This is a genomic window from Rhodospirillales bacterium (genome assembly GCA_023898805.1).
In the GTDB taxonomy this organism is placed as follows: domain Bacteria; phylum Pseudomonadota; class Alphaproteobacteria; order Micavibrionales; family UBA1664; genus UBA6145.
In genome coordinates this window covers 1,828,676-1,845,843 of sequence record CP060260.1, presented here as the reverse complement: position 1 = coordinate 1,845,843, position 17,168 = coordinate 1,828,676, and the positions used below count along the sequence as shown (strand labels likewise).

The window sequence follows — 17,168 nt, the reverse complement described above, 5'->3', positions numbered from 1 at the left end:
CTTACAGCCTGCCCCTCGCCTCGGCAAAAGAATCGCATAGGGTCGAGGTATGGTTCGTCTGGTTCTATTTTCCCTTGTCTTTTTCGGGTTGGTTTCGGTGGCGTCCGCGTCGGAGCCGTGCCCCGGTTTCGTGAACAGCATGCGCACGGTCGAGAACGCGCTTGCCACACATGACCGCAGCACGATGCAAGCCACGTACACGCGCGCATTAGGCCGCGCGGACATCGCCCGTCTAAGCCCTGTCGAACGCCAGCAGGTCAGGCGCACCATCGCCAACCGCATCTTCACCCGCCCCGCCAACGCCATCGCCATCGGGCGCATCAGCCTGCCGACGGAATAAAGCCTGATCGTATTTGACGTGCCGCGTTTGGCTGTCGTATACCTTTCTTCAGTTATGTGAAGGAGATACGCATGCGCCCACGCAACATCCTTACCGCCATTTTCATGACCTGCGCAGGTGCCACCGGCGCGTGGGCACAATCCGCGCCCAAATTCGACGCCGGCGAACGCGCCGTGCTGCAACGTTATGCCGCGGCCTGTCCCGCAAAGTATGCGGCGGATATGGCGCCCCAATCCCTTGCCGCTTGCGCGCGCGTCATTCGTGACGAAGTTTTCAAGGCCGCTTTGGCATTTCGCGAGGCAACCAACAGCGCGGAAAAAATTCTGGGGAACCCGAAACTTGGTTACTGGCGCGAAGAAGCGCATCTGAAATGCGGCGCGGTGCTGGACGGGTATGATCCCGAATTCAAAAGTAAAACGCCATTCACGGCAGATCGCCTGAGCAGCTTTGCGTTTGGTATCAGCGCATGCGCGGGCGCGCTTTATTTCGGTGAAGCGCAGGGCGGCGCCATCGCCAGCGAACCTGGGTTCTCGGCCATAGCCGCCACGCAGGAGGCCGCCTGCATCAAGGGCGCGGTTACGGGCGATTATGCGCTTTTAGGCCGCTGCGCAGCATACAAGAAAACTATCGCACCCAATTAAGGTAACACTTATAAACCCATAACAACCAACCGGACCTTGGAGAATATGCGTAAATATCCCTCCCTTATCGCCGTTGCCTTTATAGCCGCAGCAACCACGGCGCAGGCCGGTACGGTCCGGCATCCCCGGATTTCGGTTTCCCCCAAAGCGATCAGCGCGCAACTTTTCGATGCCTGCAGACCGCTGGCCCCCACGGCGAACAGCAAGCCGGAGCAAGCGCAAGGATCATCCGCAGAGATTGATGCATGCACCTCTGCCGTGTGGCATCAAACGGCGGAATACGGACGCCGGGTCATGCTTGCGCTTGAACACCTCCCCAGCGCCGGCCCCCAAGCCAATTTCCAGCGGGCGGTCATGCTGAGCACCTTGAAAAAAGACTGCGCTACAAAGGATTTGAGCGCACAGGCCATCAAGATGTGCCTGAGCAGCGTTTCCCTGACACAGGCGCGCTTTCCAACGCATGCCTATAACGGGCATATTCAAGACATGCTGTATCATACGGCCGTGTTTCTGGGCGAGATCCAGTCGCGCCTTGCCGTGCGCTAGCGCGTTTTCTTTTTAGACTGACGTAATTTTTCACGTGTCACGCCCCGATTTGTTCGGGGCATCCATTGTGTCGAACGACAGATATCCGTCATTCCTTACCATAGATTACCCGCATGCGCAGGTAATGACGGTTTTTGTCATGACCCAACCTGATCGCGGACCGTCTTAAATCAAAGGTAGTATTCCTTCGTCACCGCGCCTTTTGCGTCGACTTCCATCACCAGCGGCGCGCCGGTGGGGATTTCAGCCTCGTTGATGTTCTCGGGCGTGCGCAGCCCCAGAATGATCAGCATCGCGCGCAGCGTATTGCCGTGCGCACCGATGAAGACGTTTTTACCTTCCAGCAGGACTGGCTTGATCTTGCGGTCGTAATAGGGCCGCACGCGATTGACCACGTCTTTTAGGGACTCGCCGTTCGGCGGCGGCACGTCGTAGGACCGACGCCAGATGCGCACCTGCTCGTCCCCGAACTTTTTCGCCGTTTCGGCTTTGTTCAATCCGGTCAGGTCACCGTAGTCGCGTTCGCGCAGATCCGGCTCCATAATGAAATTGTCACGACGGATGTTCAGGGCCAGTTCGGTCGTATAAATGGCGCGCTCCAGCGTCGAAGTAAAAATGCCGCCAAAGATGTTTTCGCCTTCGTCGTTGATCATGCCAGCCGCTTCCATTTTCTCGCCGCCGGCGATGGCCTCCTCCTCCCCTTTTTCACTCAAGGGGACATCCTTGAACCCGGTAAACCGGTTTTCCTTGTTCCAAAGACTTTCTCCATGGCGCATCAGAACGAGTTTGGGCATAGCAGCTCTTTCCTAATTTACAGTCGTCATTCGCTATATCTTGGCCTTGCCGAGGATACAATGGGCAAAAACAGGTATACTGAAGCTTCACCCGTTCTTCATGATTTTTTGTTAATAATACCCTATGTCAGAAGCGACACAGGCTGGCTATATGGCAATCGCAACCGAGCTTAGAGCATGGGCGGAAACCGATGCGCCTGCCTTTGCCGCCGCCTGCCGCTATATCGACGACAGCAATATCGTCATCGATGGAGAGATTCCGGCGGCACTTCTGGATAAAGGCGTGCGCGGCCTCGCCGCACCCCGCACCATCCGGGTCGCGGCGGATGGTGACACGCTTTCGGCGTTTTTGAATTCCATGAGTCATGAGATCAAGCACACCGCGCAGATGGCCGCGTATCCGGAGATCGCCGGTCGCGCGCAATTCTGGCACGATCTAAGGCGGACCATCGATACGCAAACATACCACATGTCCGCGCGCTACGACTTCCTCGACAAGGCGGATAGCTTTGTCGCACACTGCGTGAAGGAGGCCGATGCCTACCATTTCGGCACCGCCGTGTATTGCGAAACCAGTGTCGTGGACCCAGAAGTCAAACCCCAAGGCCCGGAAGGATTGCGCAACATGCGGCTGCTGGCAGGGGCTTACTACACGCAAGGGGCGTTTCTGCAGAGCTGTCTTAAGAACGACCGCCCGGTGTACGCAGGCGATATTGATAAAGGCCTTGCGCATCTGCAAGACTATTACGGGCAGGCCCCGGTTATCGGCAGGGCACAGCTTGATGAGAACAGGTTATTCGACATGACCCAGACCCTGTGGCCGGAAACCTATATTGGCGATATCGCGCTCGATCGCGAAAACGTGGGACGGATCAGCCAGCATGCCCGCCGCCTCCATACCACAACGACAAGCCCCACGCCCGTTCACGGTACAGAAGCGCCGCGGTCCACCGGACTTGATATTTGACTTGCCGGTGGAAGAGTGCCATATCTAGCCCGGCTTGAATGAGACCGGATACCGGTCGACAGGCAAAGACAGCCCGCTGCCTTTCCCCGTCCACCGATACCTCGGACACCTCTCCTCAAACCCGGCTTTTTGAAACCCTGCCCTGTCGGCGGGGTGGGCCGTACACATAAAAAGGAAATTGCAATGTTTAATGTCTTCCGCAAGGAAATCGATTTCGCGGGTAAAAAACTCGTTCTTGAAACCGGCAAAATCGCGCGTCAAGCCGATGGCGCGGTCATGGCCTCGATGGGCGGCACCTGCGTGCTGTGCACCGTCGTCGGCGCCAAGAAAGTCAAGGAAGGACAGGATTTCTTCCCGCTTTCCGTCCATTATCAGGAAAAATTCTATGCCGCCGGGCGCATCCCCGGCTCGTTCCACAAGCGTGAAGGCCGCCCGTCGGAAGGCGAAACGCTGACCAGCCGCCTGATCGACCGTCCGATCCGCCCGCTGTTCCCGGAAGAATTCCTCAACGAAGTGCAGGTCATCTGCACCGTCGTCAGCCACGACATGATCCATTCGCCCGACATCGTGGCGATGATCGGCTCCTCCGCCGCGCTGACCATTTCCGGCATTCCGTTCATGGGCCCGATCGGCGGCGCCCGCGTCGGTTACATCGACAACCAGTACGTCATCAACCCGACGCTGGCCGAACAGGAAGACGCCGTGCTGGACCTGATCGTGGCCGGAACCACTGAAGGCGTTTTGATGGTCGAATCCGAAGCCAAGCAATTGTCGGAAGACGTCATGCTGGGCGCGGTCATGGCCGGCTGGAACGCGTTCCAGCCCGTTATCAGCGGCATCATCGAACTGGCAGAAATGTGCGCGAAAGAGCCGTGGGCCGTGCCGGAAGTCAGCGACGCGATCAAGGAACTGTACAAGGCGATCAAGGGCGATTTTGAAAAAGACCTGCGCGCCGCGTACGGCCACACGGTCAAACAGGAACGCTATAAGGCCGTTGGCCAAGTGCGCGAAGCGGCCGTCACCAAATACGTCACCGAGGAAACCCCCAAGGACGTGGTCGGCGGGCTGTTCTTCAAGCTGGAATCCGAAATCGTGCGCAACGCAATTCTGGATACCGGCAAGCGCATCGACGGCCGCACCACGGTCGACATCCGGCAGATCGTCGCCGAAGCAGGCGTACTTCCGCGCACGCACGGGTCGGCGCTGTTCACACGCGGTGAAACGCAAGCGCTGGTCGTCACCACGCTGGGCACCGGCCAGGACGAACAATTGATGGACGTGCTGGAAGGCGAGTATCACGAAAACTTCCTGCTGCATTACAACTTCCCGCCTTATTCGGTCGGCGAAGCAGGCCGCATGGGCAGCCCCGGCCGCCGCGAAATCGGCCACGGCAAACTGGCGTGGCGCGCCATCCACCCGATGCTGCCGAAGGCGGACGAATTCCCGTACACGCTGCGCGTGGTGTCGGAAATCACCGAATCCAACGGGTCGTCGTCGATGGCCACGGTCTGCGGTTCGTCCCTTGCCCTTATGGACGCGGGCGTGCCGCTGGGCGCGCCGGTCGCGGGTATCGCGATGGGCCTGATCAAGGAAGGCGACAAATACGCGGTCCTGTCCGACATTCTGGGCGACGAGGACCATCTGGGCGACATGGACTTCAAGGTCGCGGGCACCGAGGCCGGTGTTACCGCGCTGCAGATGGACATCAAGATCACCTCGATCACCGAGGAGATCATGAAAATCGCGCTGGCGCAGGCGAAACAGGGCCGTATGCACATCCTGGGCGAAATGGCGAAGGCCATCAAAACCGCCCGCTCCGACGTGCGCGAAACCGCCCCGAAAATGACCGTTTTGAAAATCCCGGTCGACAAGATCCGCGAGGTCATCGGCACGGGCGGCAAGGTCATCCGCGACATCTGCGAAAAATCCGGCGCCAAGGTGGATATCGAGGACGACGGCACGATCAAGGTCGCCGCGACCGATACCGCCAGCGCGGATATCGCGATCAATATGATCAAGTCGATCACGGACGAACCGGAGATGGGCAAAATCTATACCGGCAAGGTCGTGAAAACCGCTGATTTCGGTGCGTTCGTCAACTTCATGGGGGCGAAGGACGGGTTGGTTCACATCTCTGAACTGGCGCCCCAGCGCGTCGCCAAGACCACCGACGTGGTCAAGGAAGGCGACATGGTGAAGGTGAAACTGATCGGCTTCGACGAGCGCGGCAAGGTCAAGCTGTCGATGAAGCGCGTCAATCAGGAAACCGGCGAAGAAATCGAAATGCCGAAAAAAGAGCCGAAAGGCGAAGAAGCGGCGTAAGGTCGTTTCCATTACAGATGAACAAAAAGGCCCCTTTTCGGGGCCTTTTTCATGCTATCTTTTGCTTTATGGCACTTCACACTCACGACCATTCTCATGGGCATCATCACCATCAACACTTCCCGTCGATGGATTCTTATGATCGTGCCTTCGCCGCGGGCACGGCGCTGAATATCGGTTTCGTGCTGATCGAGCTTGGATACGGTTTCGCCGCGCACTCGCTCGCGCTTCTGGCCGACGCCGTGCATAATTTTTCCGACGTCGTTGGGCTGGTCCTGGCATGGTGGGCGCACGAACTGGGGCACAAGCCATCCACGCCCCGCTTCACCTTTGGCTTTCACCGCGCATCCATCCTTGCGGCGCTGGCCAATGCCGCCCTTCTGCTGGGTGCGGTCGGCATGATCGTCGCACAGGCGATCTATCGTTTCATGACGCCTGAAACGGTCGCGGCGCAGACCGTGGGCTGGGTCGCGGGCGCGGGCATCGTCATCAACACGGCCACCGCCCTTTTGTTCCTGCGCGGGCGCAAGACCGATTTGAACATCGACGGCGCGTTTTTGCACATGGCGGCGGATGCCGCCGTATCGCTGGGCGTGGTCGTGGGCGCCATCGCCATCGCCTATACCGGTTTCGCGTGGATCGACCCGTTCTTGAGCCTGATCATCGCCGCGGTAATTTTCGCCGGAAGCTGGGGCCTTGCGCACAAGGCGCTGGTGCTGGCGATGGACGGAGTGCCGCATGGCATCGACCGTGCGGCGGTGCGCGAACATCTGACCGCCCTGCCCGGTGTCGCGAGCGTCCACGACCTGCATATCTGGGCAATGGGGACGACCGACACGGCGTTGAACGCGCATCTGGTGCGTCCCGGCCATGGGCCCGACGATGCATTTTTGCAGGCCGCGCGGGCGGGGCTTAAAGAGCGGTTCGGGATATGTCATGCCGTCCTGCAGGTCGAAACAGGCGCAATTCCGTGCGATTCCGATAGCGATGCATAGTTTTTACGTAATATTTACACAGACCGTGCTATCATCCCGTCATGGTTGATTATTCCCGCCCGAATCCGCGCCTGCAGCGCAAGATAACCGCCCTGCGCGAACAGCGAGGGCTGACCGAGCTTTTTCTTGAAGCCGCACGCGGCAAGGACGGCGGCATTAGTCTGATTTTTGCCGAGCCAAATAAACGCGCTAACTCCGACGCGCCGTCGCGCGGGGTTACGCCCGATCGGGTTTACGCCCTTAGCCCCGATCAGGTCCAGAACCTGATCAACGAAACGCTGGAGGGCATCGCCTACGACAAGCGGGAGAATACCCACCGCCCGCGCGCTCTCAACGACGCCAACCTTGCCCAATCGCGCTTCAGGGTCGCGGAGTATAAAAAGGCGTTGCGCCATGCGCGCAAGCTTGGCTACGGCGCAACAGGCGCATAGGACTTCAGGTCCCGCTTTTTTTCAGCCGCGCTTTATGCAAGGCTGGCATCCATGAAGCTTCCCAAAATCATCGGTCATCGCGGCGCGTGCGGATACGCCCCGGAAAACACGCTTGAATCGATCCGCACCGCGGCCGAGATCGGCGCAACATGGGTCGAGATGGACGTTAAACTGAGCAAGGATTGCGTGCCCATCATCCTGCACGACGACACGCTGGAGCGCACGACCAACGGGTCGGGCAAGGTGGCAGATACGCTGTATACCGACATCGAGGCGCTGGACGCCGGCGCGTGGTATGCCGAAAGCTTTGCCGGGGCCAAGGTGCCGACGCTGGAGGAAGCGGTGGATGTGATCCTTGAACTGGGCCTTGGCCTCAACCTTGAGATCAAGCCCTGCCCCGGACGCGAGGTGGAAACCGCCGAGGCCGCGCTGGATGTGCTTTCGCGCATCTGGGACGACGCGGACAAGCTGCTTATATCCAGCTTTCAACATGTCAGCCTTGAGAGTGCGCGCGAAATGGCACCGGAATGGCGGCGCGGGCTTTTGATCGACACGCCTATGCGCGACTGGGCCGCGCTTGCGGATTACCTGAAGGTCAGCACCATCAATATCGACGGCCGCGACCTGTCGCTTACGCGCGAGGGGGTGGAAGCGTATCTGGAATCCGGTCTGGGCGTGCTGGCCTATACCATCAACGACCCGATGCGCGCCCGCACCCTGTTTTCGTGGGGCGTGGACGGCGTATTCAGCGACGTGCCAGATGCGATCGAAGGCAGCCTGAATTTACGACACTAAGCTATTGTTTTTATTTTGTTTAACAGTTTTGTTGCAAGAAAACCCGGCAGGCTTTATAAATGCGTTATGTTAAAAGACGTCTTTGCCACCTACGCTGATTGGTCGCGCCCGATCAATCTCCATCACCCCCTGATATCCGGGGCCACGGATAAAGAGATGCGCGCCGCAACACCCCTTTTGCGGCGCATGACACGCCTGCATAAAGAGCTGATCGCACTTTATCCCTCGGGCAGCGTGCCGACAAAACATCTTCGGCTGGCGCTATCGGTTTATCTGGGGCGGCGGCAGTTCGAGGGCCATATGGAGCGTAGCGCGCAAAACGAATACGAGAGGCTTTTCGCCCCTATTTTCAATCGGCGCGATACACTCAATCGGCGCGATACACAGGGGGAGGAGGACAGCGTCGGAGTCCCCACCTATGGCCGTGACGTGATCGCCGCCTATGACCGGGTGCTTGCGTATTACTGTGACCAGCACCAAACCAAGACATCCACCCGCGCAGACCTTGGCACATACGATGCGCGCATGCGCCGATATATGATTTTTCACAGCTATGCGCCCACGCATCGCCGCCTGAGAGCAATATGGGCCCTGAGTTTGGGGGGCGTGTTGCTGCCGGACTGGATGATCGATAAAAACAAGTTAGGGTTGAAACGGGTCGATCAGGCATTCCGTGCCTTCGATTTTTACAGGCACATCCATCGCAGTGAAATTGATACACGAAATGCTATCATCGCAAAGACCCCGACACAGCTTCGCCCGATTGGCTTCTAAGGGCCGTTTTGAAAACCCGAAACCCGCGTGGCAAAAGCTCGACGCCCATGGCGCCGCGCGCATCCTTAAAATCGAAGGCGGTTCGCCGCGCCAGCAAAAGGCCACGCATGATTTTTACCGCCGTCTGATCGCCCTGCACAATGCGCTGGCGGATGTCGCCCGGCAATGCGAAATGCACCAAGACGCCATGTCGCTTCCCGACATTCTGATAAATTTCACCGGGCCGGAATGCAATGCGCGTAATGACCGATACATTAATGCATACCGCATGATCGGCGATGCCGTCGAAACGCACGGCATGAAGATTTTTTGTGCCTATCAGGCCGCCGTCAGGCAATACAACCGCGATTCCATCACCTGGTTTTCGCGTCTTTACAGGCATGAAGGGACTTCAGGATACACGACGTTTACGCTTGATATCCCCTTTCACGACATGATTCATGCGCGCTGTCTTGATGTACCCGTCGACCGCGACGGCGCAACCCTGAGCACGGAAAAAATCGCGACTGCCGCTTACTACAGGCTGAAGCCCAGAAAAAATATCGACAGCGAGCGCCCGGATTACGAGCGCGTCTATCAACGCAACGTTCTATTACCTTCCGATTTCAAGCGCCGGACGATCGCACAACAGGGCGGTTATCTGAAGCGAGAACTGCACGATTTCTTCCCCTACAGCGCGGCGATGCAGACTTATCTGCAGATCGAGGCGGTCGCGCATGTCGCGCGCCAAAGCGGCATCTGGCGCTTGATACCCCGTTTTACTTTCTGAGTTTCAAGAGCACTAGAACCGGTGGGTGGGACGGCACCTGTCAGTCGTCCCCGTTCGCGGCCGTGTCCGGCTTTTTCATGCCCATGACGTTATAGCCGCCGTCGACATAGTGGATTTCGCCGGTCACGCCAGACGCCATGTCGGACAGCAGATAAAGCGCCGCGCCGCCGATATCCTCCAGCGTCATCGGGCGTTTCATCGGGCTGGTTTCGACCGCGGCCCTGTATGTGGCTTTCGCGCCACCGATGGCCGATCCCGCCAGCGTGCGCATCGGGCCAGCCGATATCGCGTTGACGCGGATATTATCCGCGCCCACATCGGCGGCAAGATAGCGCACCGACGCCTCAAGCGCGGCCTTGGCCACGCCCATGACGTTGTAATTGGGCATCACCTTTTCCGCGCCGTAATAGGACAGGGTGATCGCGCTGCCGCCGTCCGACATCATCGGCGCCGCGCGGCGCAGGCAGGACACGAAGGAATAGCAGGACACGATCATCGTGTTTTTGAAATTGTCCTGCGTGGTGTCGATGAAACGGCCTTTGAGTTCGTTCTTGTCGGAAAAGGCCAGCGAGTGGACGATAAAGTCGATTTTGGGCCAGCGTTTGGCCAGCGCCGCGAAGGCCGCATCGACCTGTTCCTCCTGCCCCGCGTCGCAAGGAATCAGGATGTCGGAGCCGACCTCTTTCGCCAGAGGCTCCAGCCGCTTGAGGATTGGATCGCCCAGATAGGTAAAGGCGAGCTCAGCCCCCGCCGCGTGCAGCGCCTGCGCGATGCCCCATGCGATGGAATAATCGTTGGCGACGCCCATGATCAGGCCGCGCTTACCCTTCATCAAAGCGGGAACGTTCATAGGATCAGGCCTCGTAAGTGGACAGGGCCAGCGTCGCGTTGGTGCCGCCGAAGCCGAAGGAGTTGGAGATCACGGTCCCGTGTTTCACCCCGTCGCGCCGCGTGCGCACGAGGTCCAGCCCTTCCGCCGCGGGGTCCAGGGTTTCGATGTTGGCGCTGGCGGCAATGAAGCCGTTTTTCATCATCAGCAGGCTGTAAATCGCTTCTTGCACGCCGGTGGCGCCAAGGCTGTGACCAGTTAATGATTTGGTTGAAGAAAATGCAGGAACATCCTGTTTTACAATTGAAAAAACTTCCTTCATTGCACCAAGCTCGGCTGTGTCGCCCACCGGGGTCGACGTGCCGTGGGTGTTGATATAGGTGACCGGCGACGGCACCGTGGCCAGCGCCTGTTTCATGCAGCGCACGGCCCCCTCGCCCGAAGGTGCGACCATGTCATAGCCGTCGGAGGTGGCGCCATAGCCCGTCACCTCGCCGTAAATCTTCGCGCCGCGGGCCAGTGCGTGGCCCAGTTCCTCAAGCACCAGAACGCCCGCGCCGCCCGCGATCACGAATCCGTCGCGGTTGGCGTCATAGGCGCGCGAGGCCGTTTCCGGCGTCGCGTTGTATTTGCTGGAAAGCGCGCCCATCGCATCGAACATGCAGGTCATGGACCAGTGCACTTCCTCGCCGCCGCCGGCGAAGACGATGTCCTGCTTGCCCATCTGGATCAGCTCGACGCCGTTGCCGACGCAATGCGCCGAGGTCGCGCAAGCCGAGGAAATGGAGTAATTCACGCCCTTGATTTCAAACGGCGTCGCAAGCGTGGCGGAATTCGTGGACGACATGGTCCGGGGAACCATGAGAGGACCCATTTTTTTCGGCCCCTTGCCTTCGCGCGTCGCGTCGTGCGCGGCCAGCAGATTGACCGTCGACGGACCGCCAGACCCCATGACGATGCCGGTGCGTTCGTTGCTGATATCGGCTTTTTCAAGGCCGGCGTCCGCAATCGCCTCGACCATCGCGACATAGTTATAGGCCGCGCCGTCGCCCATGAAGCGGCGTACGCGGCGGTCGACCAGCGCGTCGAGATCGATCACCGGCTTGCCATGAACATGGGAGCGGAAATTGAGGTCGGCGTATTCCTGCGCGAAGCTGATGCCGGATTTGCCGTGCATCAGGGAATCCAGAACCGCCGCCTGTCCCACACCGATGCACGAAACGATGCCAAGACCGGTGACGACCACGCGGCGCAGGTGTTTTTGCACGTCGGGGCTGAGATTCGGCTTGAAATCCGGGAACTGGAAATGGCGGTTCATGATGCCCTCACAGGGAACGGGGGTTGTCGAACAGGCCGACGCGCAGGTCGGACGCCTCGTAAATCACGGTGCCGTCGGCAATGACCTTGCCGTCGCCGATGCCAAGCACCAGCTTGCGGTTGATCAGGCGTTTGATGTCGACGACGTATTCAACCTTTTTGGTTTCGGGCAAGACCTGACCGGTGAATTTCAATTCGCCCAGCCCCAGCGCGCGGCCGGAACCCGGCGCACCGGTCCAGCCAAGGTAAAAGCCCAGCAACTGCCACAGGGCGTCGAGGCCGAGGCAGCCCGGCATCACCGGGTCGCCGATGAAATGACATTTGAAGAACCATAAATCCGGCGTGACGTCGAGTTCGGCACGAATGAACCCCTTGCCGTGCGCACCGCCTTCGGTCGAAACCTCGGCAATACGGTCGAACATCAGCATCGGCGGCACGGGCAGCTTGGCATTGCCGGGGCCGAACAGCTTCCCCTCGCCGCAGGCGATCAATTCGTCCCTGCTGTAGGATTTCTGGGGTACGAACCCCGCGTCTTTCGGCGCGATCTGCGTCATCTGGCGTCTTCTCCCTATCGAGGCCCGTTATAAAGACCTATCGCCGGGCAAACAAGCCATAATGGGCAGGGATTTTTCGGCCTTATACGGCGGCGCGGAAAGCGCCCATCATCGCGCGCAGGGCCAACGGGCGGGCAACGATGTGTTCGATATCCGGGGCTTCGCCCGCAGCCGCGACCGCAAGCATGCGGCCCGCCGCCTTGGCCAGCGCGATTGCCTGAATCGTCCGGTCGATGATGTGCATTTCCTCAAGTACCGTCAGGGCCAGCGGTTCGATCGAACGGATCAGTTCGGCGTTCATCGCAACCGGTACGTCGTTCGCGGGAATACCGTGGAGAAGCCCCACTTCCTCGGGCACGCCGTGGCGGATCGCCTCCTCCATCATCACGCGCATCAGATCGTCGAGCGCCCTTTCGATCGAGGCCTGATTGGAGATACCGGCATCGAACAGCAGCCGCGCCTGATGCGACCCCGCCAGCGCGGAAAGACCCAGAATACAATCGGCGATGGTCCAGCGCTGGGCCGCGATTTTCACATCGATGGCGCGATCGCAAATGCCGTGGGCGCTGAGTTCGTAGCGCACGCCGGTGCGCAGCGCATCGGCCATCAGGGCGTCGCACGCATCGTCGGCGCCGGCCATGGCGCGGATGCCGCGCCCGACCTCCACCAGCGCGTTGCGCGCGTTGAGCGACCATTCCAACCCGTCGCCCAGATAAAGCCGCGCAAGAGTGCGGCCAAGTTCGGTATCCTGTTCGGCGGCAGCGGCGGAGCGCAGCGCGGGGGCGACCCAATCGTCCGAATTGAGCGTGATTTCGATTTCTTCAAGGCAACGTTCGGCCGCAGCGTCAGGGGCGTCGTAATCAAGCAGGCATTCCGCCAGCGCGCCGCCCCAAAGATTGATCAGGCGCAGAAGGTTGACCGACGGCCCCTCCTGACACAGGTCGCAGGCCTGCCCATAGAAAGACTGGGCAATGTCGATGTATGACGGCAATGACCGGGAAAGCATTGAGGGATGATACCTTGGTGGGAAGCTACTGATTCGGAAGGGTGATTCGATACACTTAGCAGGCTAACTGGATTAAGGGTTACTCCGATTCCTCGCGTTCGTAAACGCCCCATAGCGAAGTCTTCAACACCCAGCCATGATAGCCGCTTGCGGACACGTCACACCAATTGTCCGCGCATTCGTTCAATTTTGCAACTACGCCGGGTTCCATCTGGGCCACGGGGCGGGCATCGGGTTCCGGTTTTTTCAAAATCGTCACTGGCGCCTTGCCCGCGATCAGGACGTGGCGGTTGCCGGAGAGCAGCGACTGGTGGACCCAGCCTTCCTCGCCGTCGCTGTCGCGGATTTTGCGCCATGTGTCGAATTCCTGAATCACTTCAAGCGGATAGTTGCGGCGCTGATAGACCCATTTGACCGGATAGCGCATCCCCGGCCCGGCGCGCACATATACAATGTCGGAGCGCAGAGAAACGAAGCGCGGCAGTGGGTAGCCGGTGACCGAGCCGACATTGTCGGCAAGCGGGATGGTTTTGCCCGTACGCGCGGGCGCATCGCCGTCCTGTGCGCGGGCGGCATGGTCGGCAAGCAGGCGGCCACCCGTCAAAACCATCGACAGCAGCACTGCGAAAAGGATAGAAAACAGCAGTTTCAACATTGGTCCGGTTTAGCCGCAAATCCGGCCCACAGCAACGGTGCAGCACCAGCAAGCCACGTTTCATGCACAAAACTTCGCCATCGCTTTCCGGCCCTGTATCCGTGGCGCCGATGATGGACTGGACGGATCGGCATTGCCGGTTCTTTCACCGTCTGCTGGCGCCCCATGCCGTGCTGTACACCGAAATGGTGACGGCGCAAGCGGTGATCAACGGTGCGCGCGACCGGCTTTTGGGATTCGACGCGGCGGAACATCCGGTCGTGCTGCAGCTTGGCGGCAGCGAGGCGACGGACCTGGCCGAGGCGGCAAAAATCGGCGCGGATATGGGATATGACGCGATCAACCTGAATTGCGGTTGCCCGTCCGAGCGCGTGCAAAAAGGCGCGTTCGGCGCCTGCCTGATGGCGGAACCGGCGCTTGTGGCGGAGTGCGTCGCGGCGATGAAGCAGGCGGTGCGCATCCCCGTCACCGTCAAATGCCGCATCGGCATCGACGATTGCGCGGCGCGGGACATGCTGTTCGCCTTTACCGACACGGTGCGCAAGGCCGGGTGCGAAACCTTTGTCGTGCATGCGCGCAAGGCGTGGCTTAAAGGTCTGTCGCCGCGCGAAAACCGCGAGGTGCCGCCGCTGGATTACGATCTGCCGTACGCGCTTAAACGCGAAACCGGGCTTGAAGTCATCCTGAACGGCGGGATTACGGACGCCGATGCCGCCGCCACGCATCTGGAACGGTTCGACGGGGTGATGCTGGGCCGCGCGGCATACCAGAACCCGTCCATCCTGCAAACGCTGGAGGCGCGCCTACACGGCACCACGCCCATGCCCCTTTCCACAGTCATCGCATTGATGGGCGAATATGCCGACAGGCAAAAGGAACGCACCGATACGCCGGTACATTCGATTACCCGGCACATGCTGGGGCTGGTCAACGGGCGGCGCGGCGCGCGGCGCTGGCGGCAAATACTGGGCGCCGGGTCGGTAGGCGCGACACGGGCGCGCGACGTGCTGATCCCGGCGCTGGAGGCCGTGGAAGGGGCGGATTAGAACGGTATAAAGCGCCCTCGCCCCCCTGTTTGCATCTGTGGTATGATGGCGCCAGCGATTCTGGACCGTTATGAACTGGCAAAAACTCGACCGCACCGAAACCGCCAAGATCATCCAGCGCGTTGGACAGACGCCGGATGGTGCGCTGTTTTCGTCCACCACCAGCGAGGCGACGGTGGCGGAGCTGCCGTTTTATCGCGGCATCATGCTTTTGCGGCTGACCAATTATGCGACATTGCCCAGTTTTTCGCTCGATTTCCTGTCGGACGGCACCAGTTTCTACCTGCTTGACGGATCGCCCGGCCCAATCCAGAAGGTGGCCGCGCGCGGCGCACTGAACCTGACCGAGCGCAACGTCGCCGATTACGTCGATTTCTTTTTCCGGCACGTAACGACCGAGGAAGGCGACATTTATCTGATCCGCGACCCGGATACGCTGCCATTCCTCGATTCCCTTTCGCTCGACCAGCAAATCCAGATCAAGCGCCGCCATTCCGAGGTCACGTCCGCTTATAACCGGGACGACGACACGTTTTCGGTCCAGGCCGACCTGTATTTCGCGGGTACGCTGCTGAAAGCAACGCTGACGGTCCAGGCCGACGGGGGAATCGAAGTTTCAAACCACGCCATGCTGCTGGGCGATCAGGGTCGGGACGGCAATGGCAACGGCGCGCATACGGGTAGAATGTGATGGATCTTCTTGGAAAGCTTAACAAGGGGTTAAAATTCGGCGGTGCGCAGGGCGGCGGCACCAGCGTCTATCACGACAACGAGGGGGCGATTCTGGACGCCGCGACCAAATTGCTGGCCAAATGCCAGACCGGTCAGGCGCTTTTGGATTTCGCGCGCGAAAACGGCATCGTCATGCATGTCATGCGCACGAAGCAGGATTTTGGATTTACCCCTGAAAAATCAACTGTTTACATATCAACCCCCGGCGGGCAGGACATGCCGGCCATGCGCGCGGTCATCCATCTGGCCGGGGCGCTCAGACAGGCCGAGCAGGAGCGGATTCCGGGGCTTGAGCGGCCCGTGCCCACAAAACTGCCCCCACGGGATCAGTTCGTGCGCACCCATGTGGCCAAGGACCGGGATACGCTGCTGACCCAGACCGCCGTGGTCTATGAGCTTGGGGATATTTACGGAATATCTGAAATAGTTGACGAGTTTGCCCGTATGGGATACCATTCTTTGTATGAAGCCTATAAAGAGGACATGAAATCCCAAGAGGCTTGAAGGAACAAATAAGTTCCGCCCGTTGTTGGGTTGTTTGAAAAGTTGAGGGAGCGCCGAAAAGGTGTGTGTGACATGAGATTTGACAAAGCTTTTGGAAAATTTGGCGAAGAAGCTGCAGCGCTTGCTGCTACTGCTTTTGACAAGCTGCGTTCTTTAAACGGTTCTGACGCTGTTAACGCACCGGCTGCGCCGCGTCCGACGTTTTAAGCGTCCGGCATAGTACCCGTTGTAATTCCACCGCAAAGCGGCCCCGATGAGGGCCGCTTTTGTTTTGGTCACACATCACGCCACCCGCCATTGCCCGGTTATTGCTGGCGATTCCTTTCCTGTCGTGATTGCTGTAAGCGTCCTAACCACGCAGCACACGAAACCTCGGCGTCAGCCTGAGATCGGTCACTTCGTTCGGGATGATGAATCCTGAGGAAGGTTCACGCTTTCGCCGCAGCCGCAGCGCGAAAGCTCGTTCGGGTTCCTGAAATCTAGGCGGGTGTTGAACCTGTCCTTGTGCAGCACCAATTCGGCCCCGATCAGCGAAAGCAGCATGGTTTTGGCGAAGTAGATCTTCACGCCATTGTTTTCGCTTACATCCAGATCTGGCGTCACGTCAGCCGCCGCAAGCGGCGTGAATTCGTATTCCCCGCCCGCGCAACCCTTTTTGTTCATGCGTACCAGCACGCCCGCGAAACCTTCCAGTTTCGGGGCCAGAAAGGCGGCGGCATCGGACGATACGGTTACAAGCGGTTTCATGTCGGCGGCCTTTAAAACATGTTGAGTTGCAGTTTTGCGGTTTCGGCCATGAAGGATTTATCCCATGGCGGATCGAAGACGATTTCGACCCGCACCTCGCCCACGCCGGGAATGGGCATCAGCGCATTGCGCACCATGTCCGGCATGTCCTGCGCCACCGGGCAGTTGGGCGATGTCAGAGTCATTTCGACCAGAATGTCGGTGACGCCGTCCGCGTCCGTTACCTCGATATCGTACATCAACCCCAGTTCGTAGATGTTCACGGGGATTTCAGGGTCGTAGACCTCGCACAACGCAGCGCGAATTTTTGGCCAGAGCGCGTGGCCGTTATGTTTGGTGAAGGGCGGCTCGGAGAGCGGGTCGAACTCGGTGTCCGTCGCGTCGGATGTGTTTTCGCACATGGT

At 59.5% G+C, this 17,168-nt stretch carries 21 protein-coding genes; 13 read left to right on the top strand and 8 right to left on the bottom strand.

Annotated elements, in window-relative coordinates; genetic code table 11:
- The first annotated feature begins 49 nt into the window (after positions 1 to 49).
- From H6866_09165 to H6866_09155, 3 genes are all read left to right on the top strand, one after another.
- Positions 50 to 340 (top strand): hypothetical protein, encoded by a 291-nt coding sequence (locus H6866_09165; GenBank protein USO07564.1) that lies wholly within the window; start codon positions 50 to 52, stop codon positions 338 to 340.
- A 71-nt stretch (positions 341 to 411) separates the two neighbouring features.
- On the top strand, positions 412 to 981 hold the full coding sequence (locus tag H6866_09160) for a hypothetical protein (GenBank protein USO07563.1): 570 nt from the start codon (positions 412 to 414) through the stop codon (positions 979 to 981).
- A gap of 45 nt (positions 982 to 1,026) precedes the next feature.
- On the top strand, positions 1,027 to 1,527 hold the full coding sequence (locus H6866_09155) for a hypothetical protein (protein USO07562.1): 501 nt from the start codon (positions 1,027 to 1,029) through the stop codon (positions 1,525 to 1,527).
- 170 nt (positions 1,528 to 1,697) lie between these two features.
- Here H6866_09155 and H6866_09150 read toward each other — a convergent pair whose 3' ends face one another.
- Positions 1,698 to 2,321: a 2,3-diphosphoglycerate-dependent phosphoglycerate mutase gene (locus H6866_09150; protein USO07561.1), complete on the bottom strand. Its 624-nt coding sequence runs from the start codon at positions 2,319 to 2,321 to the stop codon at positions 1,698 to 1,700.
- A gap of 124 nt (positions 2,322 to 2,445) precedes the next feature.
- On the opposite strand from H6866_09150, the gene H6866_09145 reads away from it, so the two are divergent.
- From H6866_09145 to H6866_09115, 7 genes are all read left to right on the top strand, one after another.
- Positions 2,446 to 3,288: a hypothetical protein gene (locus H6866_09145; protein ID USO07560.1), complete on the top strand. Its 843-nt coding sequence runs from the start codon at positions 2,446 to 2,448 to the stop codon at positions 3,286 to 3,288.
- 183 nt (positions 3,289 to 3,471) lie between these two features.
- The gene (gene pnp / locus H6866_09140; protein ID USO07559.1) at positions 3,472 to 5,610 is read left to right on the top strand and encodes a polyribonucleotide nucleotidyltransferase; all 2,139 of its coding nucleotides are present in this window, start codon (positions 3,472 to 3,474) and stop codon (positions 5,608 to 5,610) included.
- Between the two features lie 68 nt (positions 5,611 to 5,678).
- Positions 5,679 to 6,605, top strand: coding sequence for a cation transporter (locus H6866_09135; protein USO07558.1), 927 nt, complete (start codon positions 5,679 to 5,681; stop codon positions 6,603 to 6,605).
- A gap of 41 nt (positions 6,606 to 6,646) precedes the next feature.
- The gene (locus tag H6866_09130) at positions 6,647 to 7,036 is read left to right on the top strand and encodes a hypothetical protein (GenBank protein USO07557.1); all 390 of its coding nucleotides are present in this window, start codon (positions 6,647 to 6,649) and stop codon (positions 7,034 to 7,036) included.
- Positions 7,037 to 7,087: 51 nt separating this feature from the next.
- Positions 7,088 to 7,831 carry a glycerophosphoryl diester phosphodiesterase gene (locus tag H6866_09125; protein ID USO07556.1) on the top strand — a complete coding sequence of 248 codons (744 nt, stop codon included), beginning with the start codon at positions 7,088 to 7,090 and terminating at the stop codon, positions 7,829 to 7,831.
- A gap of 15 nt (positions 7,832 to 7,846) precedes the next feature.
- The gene (locus H6866_09120; protein ID USO07555.1) at positions 7,847 to 8,605 is read left to right on the top strand and encodes a hypothetical protein; all 759 of its coding nucleotides are present in this window, start codon (positions 7,847 to 7,849) and stop codon (positions 8,603 to 8,605) included.
- Positions 8,595 to 9,374: a hypothetical protein gene (locus tag H6866_09115; protein USO07554.1), complete on the top strand. Its 780-nt coding sequence runs from the start codon at positions 8,595 to 8,597 to the stop codon at positions 9,372 to 9,374. Before H6866_09120 ends, H6866_09115 begins: the two co-directional genes overlap by 11 nt.
- A gap of 40 nt (positions 9,375 to 9,414) precedes the next feature.
- Here the strand turns inward: H6866_09115 and H6866_09110 are convergent, their stop codons facing one another.
- The 5 genes from H6866_09110 to H6866_09090 all read right to left on the bottom strand — a co-directional run bounded on the left by H6866_09110 (position 9,415) and on the right by H6866_09090 (position 13,690).
- On the bottom strand, positions 9,415 to 10,206 hold the full coding sequence (locus tag H6866_09110; protein USO08649.1) for an enoyl-ACP reductase: 792 nt from the start codon (positions 10,204 to 10,206) through the stop codon (positions 9,415 to 9,417).
- Positions 10,207 to 10,228: 22 nt separating this feature from the next.
- Positions 10,229 to 11,458, bottom strand: coding sequence for a beta-ketoacyl-ACP synthase I (gene fabB / locus H6866_09105; protein USO08648.1), 1,230 nt, complete (start codon positions 11,456 to 11,458; stop codon positions 10,229 to 10,231).
- A gap of 70 nt (positions 11,459 to 11,528) precedes the next feature.
- The gene (gene fabA / locus H6866_09100) at positions 11,529 to 12,074 is read right to left on the bottom strand and encodes a 3-hydroxyacyl-[acyl-carrier-protein] dehydratase FabA (protein ID USO07553.1); all 546 of its coding nucleotides are present in this window, start codon (positions 12,072 to 12,074) and stop codon (positions 11,529 to 11,531) included.
- A gap of 82 nt (positions 12,075 to 12,156) precedes the next feature.
- Positions 12,157 to 13,080 carry a hypothetical protein gene (locus H6866_09095; protein USO07552.1) on the bottom strand — a complete coding sequence of 308 codons (924 nt, stop codon included), beginning with the start codon at positions 13,078 to 13,080 and terminating at the stop codon, positions 12,157 to 12,159.
- 79 nt (positions 13,081 to 13,159) lie between these two features.
- On the bottom strand, positions 13,160 to 13,690 hold the full coding sequence (locus H6866_09090; protein USO08647.1) for a hypothetical protein: 531 nt from the start codon (positions 13,688 to 13,690) through the stop codon (positions 13,160 to 13,162).
- Between the two features lie 107 nt (positions 13,691 to 13,797).
- On the opposite strand from H6866_09090, the gene dusA reads away from it, so the two are divergent.
- From dusA to H6866_09075, 3 genes are all read left to right on the top strand, one after another.
- Positions 13,798 to 14,781: a tRNA dihydrouridine(20/20a) synthase DusA gene (dusA, locus tag H6866_09085; protein USO07551.1), complete on the top strand. Its 984-nt coding sequence runs from the start codon at positions 13,798 to 13,800 to the stop codon at positions 14,779 to 14,781.
- Between the two features lie 70 nt (positions 14,782 to 14,851).
- Positions 14,852 to 15,472: a hypothetical protein gene (locus tag H6866_09080; protein ID USO07550.1), complete on the top strand. Its 621-nt coding sequence runs from the start codon at positions 14,852 to 14,854 to the stop codon at positions 15,470 to 15,472.
- A complete protein-coding gene (locus tag H6866_09075; GenBank protein ID USO07549.1) occupies positions 15,472 to 16,017 on the top strand; it encodes a hypothetical protein in 546 nt (181 codons plus the stop codon). Before H6866_09080 ends, H6866_09075 begins: the two co-directional genes overlap by 1 nt.
- A 393-nt stretch (positions 16,018 to 16,410) precedes the next feature.
- On the opposite strand, the gene H6866_09070 is transcribed toward H6866_09075, so the two are convergent.
- Together H6866_09070 and H6866_09065 are read right to left on the bottom strand one after the other, a co-directional pair.
- Complete coding sequence (locus H6866_09070; protein ID USO07548.1) at positions 16,411 to 16,764, bottom strand: FeS assembly scaffold SufA; 354 nt, start codon at positions 16,762 to 16,764, stop codon at positions 16,411 to 16,413.
- An 11-nt stretch (positions 16,765 to 16,775) separates the two neighbouring features.
- Entirely contained in the window at positions 16,776 to 17,165 is a 390-nt protein-coding gene (locus H6866_09065) for a DUF59 domain-containing protein (GenBank protein USO08646.1), read from the bottom strand.
- Positions 17,166 to 17,168 lie beyond the last annotated feature (3 nt).